The organism is Methylocystis iwaonis, assembly GCF_027925385.1.
Taxonomy (GTDB): Bacteria; Pseudomonadota; Alphaproteobacteria; order Rhizobiales; family Beijerinckiaceae; genus Methylocystis; species Methylocystis iwaonis.
Map to the genome: position 1 here is coordinate 2866692 of NZ_AP027142.1, position 11981 is coordinate 2878672.

13 protein-coding genes are annotated in these 11981 nt (G+C 64.1%); 4 read left to right on the forward strand and 9 right to left on the reverse strand.

Going from position 1 to position 11981, the window contains the following annotated elements; translation table 11 throughout:
* Positions 1-243 precede the first annotated feature (243 nt).
* Positions 244-714 carry an MmcB family DNA repair protein gene (locus tag QMG84_RS13830; protein ID WP_281928595.1) on the reverse strand — a complete coding sequence of 157 codons (471 nt, stop codon included), beginning with the start codon at positions 712-714 and terminating at the stop codon, positions 244-246.
* Positions 715-789: 75 nt separating this feature from the next.
* Here QMG84_RS13830 and QMG84_RS13835 point away from each other — a divergent pair, with 75 nt between their 5' ends.
* Positions 790-1869, forward strand: a complete 1080-nt coding sequence (locus tag QMG84_RS13835; protein ID WP_281932010.1) for a polyamine ABC transporter substrate-binding protein — start codon at positions 790-792, stop codon at positions 1867-1869.
* 216 nt (positions 1870-2085) lie between these two features.
* On the opposite strand, the gene QMG84_RS13840 is transcribed toward QMG84_RS13835, so the two are convergent.
* The 7 genes from QMG84_RS13840 to coaBC form a co-directional block, all read right to left on the reverse strand.
* On the reverse strand, positions 2086-2565 hold the full coding sequence (locus tag QMG84_RS13840; protein ID WP_281928597.1) for a J domain-containing protein: 480 nt from the start codon (positions 2563-2565) through the stop codon (positions 2086-2088).
* A 141-nt stretch (positions 2566-2706) separates the two neighbouring features.
* Positions 2707-4203, reverse strand: a complete 1497-nt coding sequence (dnaA, locus tag QMG84_RS13845) for a chromosomal replication initiator protein DnaA (RefSeq protein WP_281928599.1) — start codon at positions 4201-4203, stop codon at positions 2707-2709.
* Positions 4204-5141: 938 nt separating this feature from the next.
* A complete protein-coding gene (gene rpsT, locus QMG84_RS13850) occupies positions 5142-5414 on the reverse strand; it encodes a 30S ribosomal protein S20 (RefSeq protein ID WP_165055313.1) in 273 nt (90 codons plus the stop codon).
* A 184-nt stretch (positions 5415-5598) separates the two neighbouring features.
* Positions 5599-6375, reverse strand: coding sequence for an enoyl-CoA hydratase (locus tag QMG84_RS13855; protein ID WP_281928602.1), 777 nt, complete (start codon positions 6373-6375; stop codon positions 5599-5601).
* A 12-nt stretch (positions 6376-6387) separates the two neighbouring features.
* Positions 6388-6825, reverse strand: coding sequence for an RrF2 family transcriptional regulator (locus tag QMG84_RS13860; RefSeq protein WP_281928603.1), 438 nt, complete (start codon positions 6823-6825; stop codon positions 6388-6390).
* Positions 6822-7286, reverse strand: coding sequence for a dUTP diphosphatase (dut, locus tag QMG84_RS13865; protein WP_281928605.1), 465 nt, complete (start codon positions 7284-7286; stop codon positions 6822-6824). The genes QMG84_RS13860 and dut overlap by 4 nt, the downstream gene beginning before the upstream one ends.
* On the reverse strand, positions 7283-8530 hold the full coding sequence (gene coaBC / locus QMG84_RS13870; RefSeq protein ID WP_281932012.1) for a bifunctional phosphopantothenoylcysteine decarboxylase/phosphopantothenate--cysteine ligase CoaBC: 1248 nt from the start codon (positions 8528-8530) through the stop codon (positions 7283-7285). The genes dut and coaBC overlap by 4 nt, the downstream gene beginning before the upstream one ends.
* A 231-nt stretch (positions 8531-8761) precedes the next feature.
* Here coaBC and recF point away from each other — a divergent pair, with 231 nt between their 5' ends.
* From recF to QMG84_RS13885, 3 genes are read left to right on the forward strand one after another with little or no spacing between them, the layout of a single operon-like run.
* Positions 8762-9895, forward strand: coding sequence for a DNA replication/repair protein RecF (gene recF / locus QMG84_RS13875; protein ID WP_281928606.1), 1134 nt, complete (start codon positions 8762-8764; stop codon positions 9893-9895).
* 36 nt (positions 9896-9931) lie between these two features.
* Positions 9932-10120, forward strand: a complete 189-nt coding sequence (locus tag QMG84_RS13880) for a hypothetical protein (protein WP_281928607.1) — start codon at positions 9932-9934, stop codon at positions 10118-10120.
* A gap of 5 nt (positions 10121-10125) precedes the next feature.
* A complete protein-coding gene (locus QMG84_RS13885; protein WP_281928609.1) occupies positions 10126-11442 on the forward strand; it encodes a DUF3422 family protein in 1317 nt (438 codons plus the stop codon).
* Between the two features lie 259 nt (positions 11443-11701).
* Here QMG84_RS13885 and QMG84_RS13890 read toward each other — a convergent pair whose 3' ends face one another.
* Complete coding sequence (locus QMG84_RS13890; protein WP_281928611.1) at positions 11702-11962, reverse strand: exodeoxyribonuclease VII small subunit; 261 nt, start codon at positions 11960-11962, stop codon at positions 11702-11704.
* Positions 11963-11981 lie beyond the last annotated feature (19 nt).

Consider the following 11981-nt stretch of genomic DNA (forward strand, 5'->3'; position numbering starts at 1 on the left):
ACCGCGCGCCTTCAGGCGCGCTCGGTTTGGTGACGCCTCCCAAGGCGGCCTCCTCCTTCGAGACCCGAGCTTCGCTCGTTCCTCAGGATGAGGCCTAAGTGTTTGGCGCAGATGCAGAAGCCCCTCATGCTGAGGAGGCTGCGCAGCAGGCGTTTCGAAGCACGAGGGGCGGCAACGCTATCTTGTCGTAGTCGGCGCGCTCTACATAAAGCGCGCCTGAAGGCGCGCGGTCCGGTTTCTGACTCACCCCTCCAGCCGCTCATCGCCGAAGGCGAGCGCGCAATAGCGTTCCGCAGCCAAGGCGCCGAAGCGCACCAGCATCGCCTTTCGGCTCGCCGATGCGAGGCGCAGGCTCGGCGCTTCGCGGGCGAGCATGGCGCCATGCGCGTCGGCGACGATGAGGCCCGCGTCCTCGGGGAAGAGTTCGACGTCGAGCGCCATGGGAATGGCGAAATAGAATCGGTCGCAATAGTCGCGGTAGCGCGTCCATTTCTGATCCGCGCGCAAATCCTCGAGCGAGGATTTCACCTCGACGATACGCAATCCGCCGTCGGGCGCGAGCGCGACCAGATCGGCCCGCGTGCCATTGGGCAAAGGCAATTCAGCGATGACGGCGAAGCCGCAGGCGCGCAGGTAGCGCCGCGCGCCGCGCGTCACATGCCGGGTCGTCTCGGGACGTCCGGCTTCCGCCGATGGAAGCAGATTGGAGTGCATCGTCTCTCCCGCGCGAGCATGATAATCTCCGCCCGCGACATGCGGCGCAAGCCGCGCCCCTCCAGCCGGCCGCTCATGACGAAAATCCTCGCCGCCCTCCTCTTCGCTTTCGCCTGCGCTCCCGCCTCGGCCGCCGAGCGCGTGGTCAATATCTTCAATTGGAGCGATTACATCGACCCCGGCGTGCTCGAGGATTTTACACGCGAGACTGGCGTCAAGGTCGTCTACGACACCTACGATTCCAATGAAATTCTGGAGTCGCGCCTGCTTGCCGGCGCAACCGGCTATGACATCGTCGTGCCTTCCGCGACCTTTCTGCAACGCCAGATCAAAGCCGGCGTGCTGCAACCCATCGACCGCAAACGCCTCGCCAATGCGGTGAACATATGGAGCGAGATCGACGGAAGGCTGTCGAGCTACGATCCCGGCAGCGCCCATGCGATCAATTACATGTGGTACACGACCGGCGTCGCCTATAATGTCGCGAAGATCAGGGAGCGCATCGGCAAGCCGATCACGAGCTGGGAACAGGTGCTGCGCCCAGAGAATTTGAAAAAGCTCGCCGACTGCGGCGTCTATGTGCTGGATAGTCCCGAAGACATTTTCGCCATCACGCTCAATTTCCTGAAGCTCGATCCCAACTCCAAGAGCGAAGCTGATCTCAAGCGCGCGGCCGATCATCTCGTGGGGCTGCGGCGCTACATCAAGAAATTCCACTCCTCGGAATATATCAACGCGCTGGCCAATGGCGACATTTGCCTCGCCATCGGCTGGGCCGGCGACAGCCTGCAGGCGCGCAACCGCGCGCGCGAGGCGGGCTCGGATGTCGAGATCGCCTATGCGATCCCGAGCGAAGGCACGCTGATGTCGATGGATAATCTCGCCATGCCCGTCGACGCGCCGCATGTCGCCGAGGCTTATATGTTCATCGATTATCTGCTGCGGCCCGATGTCGCCGCGCGCAACACCAAGGCCACCAATTTCGCCAATGGGGTCGGCCCCTCCCGCGCCTTGATTGACAAATCGATCGCCGATGATCCTTCGGTCTACCCGAATGACACGACCATGCGCCGCCTCTTCACCGTCACAACGCCGAACCAGCCTCAGCAGAAGTTCATCACGCGGCTTTGGACGATGGTGAAAACCGGGCGATAGGTTTATGCGACTGTCATTCCCGGCACCCGCAGAGCGGGCGATCTGGAATCCGGAGCAAAACCAGCGCTATATCGGCCAGCCGTCATTGCGAGGAGCGTAAGCGACGACGCAATCCAGGGCAGCTATCGCGGCTCTGGATTGCTTCGCTTCGCTCGCAATGACGGGAGGCTCTGAATTCTCGGTCGGGCCTGCGGCCCGCAGGGAATGACAAGCGCCCTATGACGCAGCCGCGAATTGCTCGAGAAGCGCGTCGCGCGCCTCCGCGATCCGGCGGTATTCCTCGGCGCTGCCGCCGGCGTCGGGATGCGCGGTCTTGGCCAGCCGCCGGAAGGCGGCGTTGATCTCCGACGGCGTGAGCGCGCCCTCAATTGGCAAATTCAGCGTCTCGCGGTGCTCTTCCTGATCCGACTCGGTGAAACGAAACTGTAACTGGAAGGCCCGGCGTTTTTCCCGCGCTTCGAGGCGCAGTTCGACCTGATCTTCCTGCCACCTCTGGCGCGACATGACGAGGCATTCGCCAAAGGCGATCCGCCCCTGCGCCTCGAGCTCGTCGAGGCTAAAGGGGCCGACAACGCCATAGGGCGGCGCAAGATAGGCGCGCCTGCCATCCTCGCGCGCCTCGATATGGCCGATCGTCACCATATCCAGGACGCCCAGCGAGCCGTTCCAGACGACCCATTGCTCTTTGTCCGTCATGCAGCGGACCTTCTCGCACAGGCCAGCGTCGCGCCCCCGCCTTATGCGTGCGAAAGGGTCTGCGAAGCCGGACAATCTGTGCGTCTATGCATGATCGGAGCCAAGGCGCGGAGAAAGGCCGGCAGGCTCCAGCGGTGAGGCTTATTGCTCGTTCAATATGCGTTTCAGAAGATCGATGACTTCCGCAAGGCTTTTGTCCTTGGAGACGAGTTCCTCGATCTTTCGGACAGCGTGCAGCACCGTCGTGTGATCGCGGCCGCCGAAGCGCCGCCCGATTTCGGGCAAGGAGCGCAAGGTCAACACTTTCGACAGATACATGGCGATCTGGCGGGGGCGCACGACATTCGCCGTGCGGCGCGAGGACAGAATGTCAGAGCGAGAAATATTGTAGTGCGAGGCCACGAGCTTTTGGATGTCGTCGATTTTGACGCGTTTGGGCTCTTGCGTGCGCACCAGATCGCGGATCGCCGTTTCCGCCGTCTCGACGGTCAGCGGCGCGCCGTTGAGCGTGACATGCGCCAGAAGACGATTGACGGCGCCTTCCAGATCGCGGCCGTTGGTGACGATCGTGCGCGCGACATAATTGATGACGTCCGGCGGCACATGGAAGCCCGGCTGCATCTCTTGGGCGGCGGCGATGCGCGCGCCCAGGATTTTTGCGCGCAGGGATTCGTCGAGGGGGCCGATGTCGACACACAGACCGCCTTTGAAACGCGACAGCACGCGCTCGTCCAGCGTTTCGAGATCGGACGGCGGACGATCGGCGGCGACGACAACCTGACGCCCCGCGTCGATCAGCGCATTGAGCGTGTGGCAGAACTCCTGCTGAATCGATTTGCCTTGCAGGAACTGCACATCGTCGATGATGAGCATGTCGATGGCGCGCAGCCGCTCCTTGAAGGCGTGCGCCGTCTGCGTGGTCAGCGACGAAACGAAGCCGCTCATGAATCGTTCGGCCGTGAGATAGACCGCGCGACGTCGATTATCGTTCGTCGCATGGGCAAGCGCCTGCAGAAGATGCGTCTTGCCCAGCCCAACCGCCGCATGGGCGTAGAGCGGATTGAACATTGGCGTGTCGCCGGGCCGGGCGTCTGCGACGCGGCATGCGGCCGCGTAAGCGAGCTGGTTGGAAGGCCCGACGAGAAAGGTCGAAAAGGATAAGCGGCGATCCAGCGGCGAACCGACGACAGAGTCGTTCTCGCCGCGCGGCGCCACGGCGCGCGCCGGCCGCCGTTGTGCGGCGGAAGTCTCGACGGGCTCTGCGGCGACAACGTAAGGCGTCTGCGGCTTCTCCGCCAAATGCGGCGTCAGCGCCTCGGATTCGCCGACGCCATCGCGCGGCTTCGCCTTGCGCGCGGAGGAACGCACGTCGATCACGACATGCTCGATATTCTCGAACTCATTCGACACGCGCGCCTTGATGCGCGACGCATAGTGCGATTGCACCCAGCTCTTCAAAAATTTGGTGGGCACACTGAGATAGATGGTCCCGGCGTTCAGGCGATCGAGCTCCAGGCGCGTGAACCATGAGCTGTAAACGGCGTCGCCGAGCTCGGCGCGCAACCTTTGACGTACGCCTTCCCAGCGCTTTTGATCTTCCGGGCAAATCCCGTCGTGTTGCATGGCGCGATCCAGCATTCGTGACCTTTTTCGAGAATACGCGTTCCGTCGCGCCCGCAGCGCGCGGGCGACGTGAATTCGCTCAGATAGACGCAGATGGTTGCTAGAATAGTCTCAGTCGGCGACGCTCAGCAGGGCGGACCTAGCGCAAACCCTTCGCTACTCGCCTCGCCGCTTATACGATCGAGATAGACGCTGGGGACAAAATCAATTGAACGCCGTGAGAAGAATTCACGCACTCTACGCAGCACTCCAATCTCATTGGCCCGCCGCTGTCTTCTCATGACAAAACCCCCGGTTTCCAGAATCGCAGGATCCTGGATTTCTAACGCCCCCGCCTGACTGCTTTGAACTCAGCAGCCCCGCGAACTGATCTCGTGAATTTCAAATCGAACAGGAGGGAAAGCAATCGCTCGCCGGAAGCCTCGGCTTTTCGAGCAGGATCTCGACATATCGTCGCTCCCTTTGTGTGCTCAGCCTGTAGCTGATGGTGGGCGATAATCGCTTTCGTTCGACAAAAAAGAACCTACACGCGGCGCCTCATCCGCGCAATGATCGACATCAATGTGACGTCATCCTTTCGCCTCGCCTGTGGCGCCGATGCAAGACTTTACGGCGCAAAGTAGGCTGTAAACTTATGATTCAGCTCTGGGAATAAAAGGAAATCCGATTTTCCGCATTATGCACTTGGAATGCGCGTGAATTAACTGTCGTAAAGATGTCAAGTGGCCATCTGGATAGGCCTTTTTGACGACTTGGTCACAAGGGCTTGAATCCGAGGACTTTCGTCTGCGCGCAACCGCTACGCGATATTTTTTGTGTGCGCGTCCGAATGGCGCGGGCAAAGTTTGCGCCACCAGAGGCCAGAAATAAAAAAAGCCCAGCAGAGCTGGGCCTTAAGAGTATCGCCAATCACTCCAAAATCGGAGTAAGCTGCACGCAATAGGCGAGAAATCTCACCCCTTCGCTGCAAGCGCCTTCACGCTGGCGCTCAGGCGCGAAACTTTGCGCGAGGCGGTGTTCTTGTGAATGACGCCCTTCTGCGCGGCGCGCATCATCTCCGGCGCGGCGCTCTGCAGCGCAGCGGCGGCGAGCGACGCGTCGCCGGAAGCGATCGCCTCCTCGACCTTGCGCACGAAGGTGCGCATGCGGCTGCGACGCGCGCGATTGACGGCGGTGCGGCGCTCGATCTTGCGAACGGCTTTTTTGGCCGAAGCTGTATTGGCCATGTCTTATCTGTCCTCGAAGCTGTAACAGCGACTCATGGCCGCCCGAAAACATTGCGGCCGCGAAATCGCGGCCACGTCGCATGCCTTATAGGCTCGCCCCTTTTTTTCGTCAATGGCGATGCGCATTTGGACCGCGGGCCTTCCGGCCCGCATTTTGAGCGAGCCTGAAGGCTCGCGGTCCGCCTCAGCGATTTTGGAAAGCGGGTTTCCGCTTCTCCACGAAAGCCGCCATGCCCTCTTTCTGGTCCTGGGTGGCGAAGAGGGAATAAAACAGCCGGCGCTCATAGCGCACGCCCTCTGTGAGCGTGGTTTCGAAAGCAGCGTTCACCGCCTCCTTGGCCATCATCGCCGCCGGCAGCGACATGACGGCGACGGCCGCCCCCGCCTTCAGCGCCTCTGCGACAAGGTCGGCGGCGGGGACGATTCGCGCGACGAGACCGCAGCGCTCGGCCTCCTCCGCCCCCATCATGCGGCCGGTCAGCACGAGGTCCATGGCTTTGGCCTTACCGATCGCCCGGGTCAGGCGCTGGGTGCCGCCCGCGCCGGGGATGACGCCGATCTTGATCTCAGGCTGTCCGAACTGCGCCGTATCGGCGGCTATGATAAAGTCGCACATCATGGCGAGCTCGCAGCCGCCGCCGAGCGCGAAACCGGCGACCGCCGCGATGATCGGCTTGCGGGCGCGCGCGACCGTGTCCCAGCGGCCGATGAAGTCGCTCAGATAAGCGTCGGCGAAGCTCTTGTCCTTCATCTCCTTGATGTCGGCGCCGGCGGCGAAGGCCTTCTCCGAGCCGGTGACCACCACGCAGCCGACGCCGTCGTCGGCCTCGAAGCCGGCCAAAGCGCAGTCGACCTCGCTGATCAGCAGCGCGTTGAGGGCGTTCAATGCCTGCGGCCGGTTCAGGCGGATGAGGCCCACACGGCCATGCGTTTCGACGTCGATCGTCTCGTAGCTGCTCATCTGGGCCTCCTTCTAAATATCGAAGTCAGTCGCGGGCTCTTTCTGGCCGAAGCCCAGCGCAATGGCGCGGGCGTAGAGATCCTCGAGGGTGATGTCGTCGAGCCGCGCCAGCGCCGCCTCTTCGGTCTCGGCGATCAGCGGCTCGAGCACGGCGACGAGCAGCGCGGGCGCCTGATCCTCTTCTTCCTCGGCGCGCAAGGCGACGCGCACGATCTCGCCGACGCAGAGTCGGCGCCGTTCGCGCGCCAGCTCATAGCCGCCAGCCGGGCCGCGCACACTCTTCAATATGCCGGCGCGCACCAGCGCCTGCAGCAGCGTCTCTAACCGGCGCGGCGGCAGATCGTGGCGCGCGGCAAGCTCCTTCGACGAGACGGGACGCCCGCGCGCATAAAGGGCGACGTCGAGCGCCGCCATCAAAGCGAATCGCGCCGGTCGCGGCAGCAGCTTCATTCCTCACCGCCCCCGTGCAGGCCGGTCGAGCCGAAACCGCCCGCGCCGCGCGCGGTTTCGTCGAGATCCGCCACCTCCTCCAAGATCGCGCGCACGACCGGCGCGACGACGAGCTGGGCGATCCGCATGCCGCGGGTGATCTCGAAGGGCTGGCCGCCATGATTGATGAGCAGCGCCTTCACCTCGCCGCGATAGTCGCTGTCGATGGTGCCCGGCGCGTTGAGAACGGTCACGCCATATTCGACGGCGAGCCCCGAACGCGGCCGCAACTGCGCCTCATAGCCCTCCGGCAAGGCGATCTGGATTCCGGTCGGAATCAGATCGCGCGCGCCCGGCTCCAGCACGAGCTTCTGCCCGGCGGGCAGCGCCGCATAGAGATCGAGCCCGGCGGCCCCTTCGCTGGCATAGGCGGGGAGCGGCAGGCCCTCGCCATTGGTGAGGCGGCGGATGGAGACTTTCATTCAGCGGCCTCTTTTTCATTGAGAATTTCCGCGAGCCGCGCAACGAGCCGCTCGGCGACGGCCTCCTTGCGCAGGCGCGGCCAGCTTTCGACGCCGATCGGCGAGACGAGATGCGCCTCGTTCTCATCGCCGCCGAAAACGCCGGAGCCTTCCGACACGTCATTGGCGACGATCAGATCGCAGCCTTTGCGGGCAAGCTTTTCGCGGGCGTGAGCGATGACGTTGGTGGTCTCCGCCGCGAAGCCGACGACGAGCCGCGGCCGATTTTGCGCGCGCGCGACGCTCGCCAGAATGTCCGGGTTTTCGACAAGCGCAAAGCTCGGGGCCTCAGCCCCCTGCTCTTTCTTGATCTTCTGCGTTGCCGCCTCGACGCGCCAATCGGCGACGGCGGCGGCGCCGACGAAAACATCGGCCGGCAGCGCCTGCTCGACAGCGGCAAGCATGTCGCGGGCGCTCTCGACGTGGATGACGTCGCAGCCAGGCGGATCGGGGAGCATCACAGGCCCGCAGATCAGCGTCACCCGCGCGCCCGCAATGGCGGCGGCGGCTGCAATGGCGTGGCCCTGTTTGCCGGAGGAACGGTTGGCGATATAGCGCACCGGGTCGATCGCTTCATGCGTCGGCCCCGAGGTGACGACGACATGGCGGCCGGCCAGCGCGCCGGGCTCGACGGCGGGCAAGGACAGCCGCGTGTCGCTTTCCAGCGCTTGCTCTATCGCGGCGACGATTTCCAGCGGCTCGGCCATGCGGCCGGGGCCATATTCGCCGCAGGCCATCTCTCCGCTATTGGGGCCGACGAACAAGGCCCCGTCGCTTTTGAGCGTCGCGACATTGCGCCGGGTCGCCGGCGCCAGCCACATGCGCAGATTCATGGCGGGCGCGTAGAGGGCGCGCTTGTCGGTCGCAAGCAGGAGCGTCGTGGCGAGATCGTCGCAGAGACCCTGCGCGGCGCGCGCGAGGAGATGCGCGGTCGCGGGCGCCACGACGATGAGGTCGGCGTCGCGAGAGAGCTGGATATGGCCCATCTCGTGCTCGTCCGTCGCCGAGAAGAGATCGTCGTAAACCTTTTCGCCTGCAAGGCTGACGAAGGCGAGCGGCGTGACGAACTCTTTGGCGGCGGCGGTCATGACCACCCGCACCCGCGCCCCCCGCTCGCGCAGGCGACGCACGAGGTCGAGTGACTTATAGGCCGCGATCCCGCCCCCAACGACGAGCAAAACCCTCTTCCCCTCAAGGCTTTGCATGATCTCTGGACGCGGCAAGGCGGATACTCCCCGATGAATGCGCGCGGAGAATACAGACTTTGGGCGCAAGGCCAAAGCGGCCATGGCCGGCGCGCGTCCGAAATCCGACATTCGAACGCGCGCAACGATGAAGTGATCCAGAGCCATGGTGTGGCGTTGGGTTGCTTCGCTTCGCTCGCAATGACGGCGGCTCGGCGACGCGTCCCTCCCATTGGTGTTATCTAACGGCGAATGACGCGCGCCGATTCCCTGCCCGCGCCGCGCGTGCGGCGCCTCACGCTTGCCGATTACCGCTCCTATGCTCAGGCGCGCTGCGAGATCGACGCGCGGCTCGTGGCGCTTGTCGGCGAGAACGGCGCCGGCAAGACCAATGTGCTCGAAGCCCTCTCGCTTTTTTCGCCGGGCCGGGGCCTGCGCCGCGCCGAGCTGTCCGAATGCGCCCGTCGCGACGGCTCCGGCGGCTTCGCCGTGTCGATCGAGATCGAAGCGGACGGGATGACGGCGCAGCTCGGTCACGGGCTCTCGGCCGAGGGCGAGCGGCAATTTCGCATCGACCGCGCGCCGGTTTCCTCCGCCCGCGCCTTTGCCGACCATCTGCGCGTCTTGTGGCTGACGCCGGCGATGGACGGTCTGTTCAACGGCCCGGCAGGCGAGCGCCGGCGTTTTCTCGATCGCCTGGCGCTCGGCGTCGACGCCGACCACGGCGCGCGCGTCAACAAGCTGGAACGCGCGCTGCGCAACCGCAACAGGCTGCTGGAGGAAGGCGTCTTAGACAAGCGCTGGCTCGACGCCGCCGAGCAGGAAATCGCCGCGCTCGGCGTCGCCGTGGCGGCGGCGCGGCGGGAGACCGTCTCGCGGCTTGCGTCGTTGATCGTCGCCAGCGAAAGCGTCTTCCCCTGGGCGGACATCGCAATAGAAGGCGAGATCGAGAACATGCTCGCCGAGGCGCCGGCGCTCGCGGTGGAAGAGCGCTTTCGTGAGACGCTGCGAGACACGCGACGCCGCGACGCCGCCGCCGGCCGCACGCTCACCGGACCGCAGACAAGCGACCTCGCCGTGCGCCACGGCCCCAAGAACGAAGCCGCGCGCGACTGCTCGACAGGCGAACAGAAGGCGCTGCTGATGGGGCTCACATTGGCGCATGCCCGGCTTGTCGGAGAAATGACCGGCAAGGCGCCCCTGCTGCTTTTGGATGAGGTCGCCGCGCATTTCGACCCGAAGCGGCGCGAGGCGTTGTTCGGCGAGCTAGAGGCGCTGGGCGGTCAAGTCTGGATGACGGGCGCCGATCCGCTGTTGTTCGCCTCGCTCGACGGGCGGGCGGAAATGTTGCTGGTGACGCCCGGACGCATAGAAAAAGCTTTCTGACGCATGCTATCCATCGCGCGGATCTCGGAGCAGGCAATGGATTGGTATTGGTATGCGATCATCGCCGGCGTGGCGGCGCCGTGGCTCATCCTCGGCGCCGGCCTGCGCAACGCCTTCAAGGAAGGCGGCGTCGTCACCGGCGTTTCCGTCTGGTCGGGAATGGCCGTCTTCACGACGCTCCTCGCGCTCTTGATTGGCTGGATCGCGCATAGGCTGATCGGGTAAGCGGAATGAACAAGCCAATTACGGGCGCGCAGTGGATCGAGCACGAATCGCGCGCGGCGATCCTCGCGGAGCTGCATGCGCGGCCTTTCCTGCCGCTGCAGGTCCCGCGCCGCGTCTATCATTTCGCTTTCGCGACCAATCGCGAGGAGGCCCTCGCGGACCGCGCCGCGCTCGAACAATTGGCGCGAACGCATCGGCTCGAACCGCCGGCGCCCGACGCGAAGTTCCATCATCTCGCGTTCAACGGCTGGCAGTTGCGCTGGGAGCAGCACGCGGAATTCACGACCTATAGCTGGTCGACCAGCATAGGGGCGGAAAAGCCTTTCGATCACGCCGATCCTCTCACGCGCGGCGAGATCGCCTTTCGTCCGCCGGGGCCGCTGATCGTCGCCACGCATCTATGCGTCATCGACGGGCAAACGCCGCTCGACGAGCTGGCCGCGCTTTTCAATTCGCAGAGCCTCTGTGTCATCGAAATCGGCAAGGCCGGCGGCGCCCAGGCGCTGACCGACTTTGCCGTCGACGCTCATGGCTTCACGCGCATGGCCATCCGCATACTGGAGGCGCCGCCGCTCGAAGCCGGGCGTCTCGCGCAGCGTCTTCTCGAAGTCGAGACCTATCGCAGCATGGCGCTCATCGGCCTTCCGCTCGCGCGCGCGGTTTCTCCCGAGCTGACGATGATGGAAGAGGAGCTGTCCGAAATCACCAATGCGCTGCGTCGCGACGAGTCGCGCAGCAATCAGGCGCTGCTCAAGCGGCTTTCCGATCTTCTGGCCGCCAATGAGGCGCTGTCGACGCGCACGACTTTCCGTTTCAGCGCCAGCCGCGCCTATCATGCGCTGGTGAAAAGCCGGCTGGAATTATTGCAGGAAGCCAAGGAAGGGCAATATCCGACCATTTCGAGCTTCCTCAACGCAAGGCTCGATCCGGCGATTGAAACCTGCAACGCCGTGCAGGCGCGACAGACGCGCTTTTCGACCGATGTCGCCCGCACGACCAACCTAATGCGCACCGGCATCACGCTGGAGATGGAGCGGCAAAACGGCGCCCTGCTCGACGACATGGTTCGTCGCACGCGCCTGCAGATGCGGCTCAACCGCATGGTGCAGGGCATTTCGGTCGCCGGCCTCGCCTATTATCTCGTGGGGCTATTCGCCTTCATCGCCAAGGGATTGAAGGAGGCGGGCGCATTGCCGGAAGCGATCTCCGCGGATATGGCCGGGGCGATCTTCGTGCCTTTCGCGCTGCTCATTTCCTGGGCCTTCATGGCGCGCGTGCGCGTCTTGTCGATCCGCGCCGCCAAGGAAGAGCTGGGCGATTAATACGAGTCGGCTGGGGTCGGCGTCATTCCCGACGCTCGCAAAGCGAGCGATCGGAATTACCGCCGTCATTGCGAGGAGGCGGAGCCGACGAAGCAATCCAGTGCCGCATCGCTGCCCTGGATTGCTTCGCTTCGCTCGCAATGACGGGCTCTGAGCAAAACCAGCGCTTTTGTGGCTCTGGTTTCCCGGTCGGGCTTTCAGCCCGCCGGGAATGACAAACCCCAATGCGAGCTGTTCAAACGGAAACTGTAGTAAGCCCTCAATCCACGTCCAGCGGCGCAACGCCCTTGGGCGCGCCATTCTCGCCGAGCGTGATCTTTTCGACCCGCGCCTCGGCCTCGGCGAGCAGCTTCTCGCAACGCTCCTGCAGCGCCTTGCCGCGCGCATAAAGGCGCACCGATTCGTCGAGCGAGACGGAGCCCTTCTCCAGCTCGCCGACGATGCTCTCGAGTTCCTGCATTGCCTTCTCGAAAGGCATGGCGGAGACGTCTGCGGCCGCTTCTTCTTTCTCGGTCTTCATGTCTTGCCTTGATTTAAGG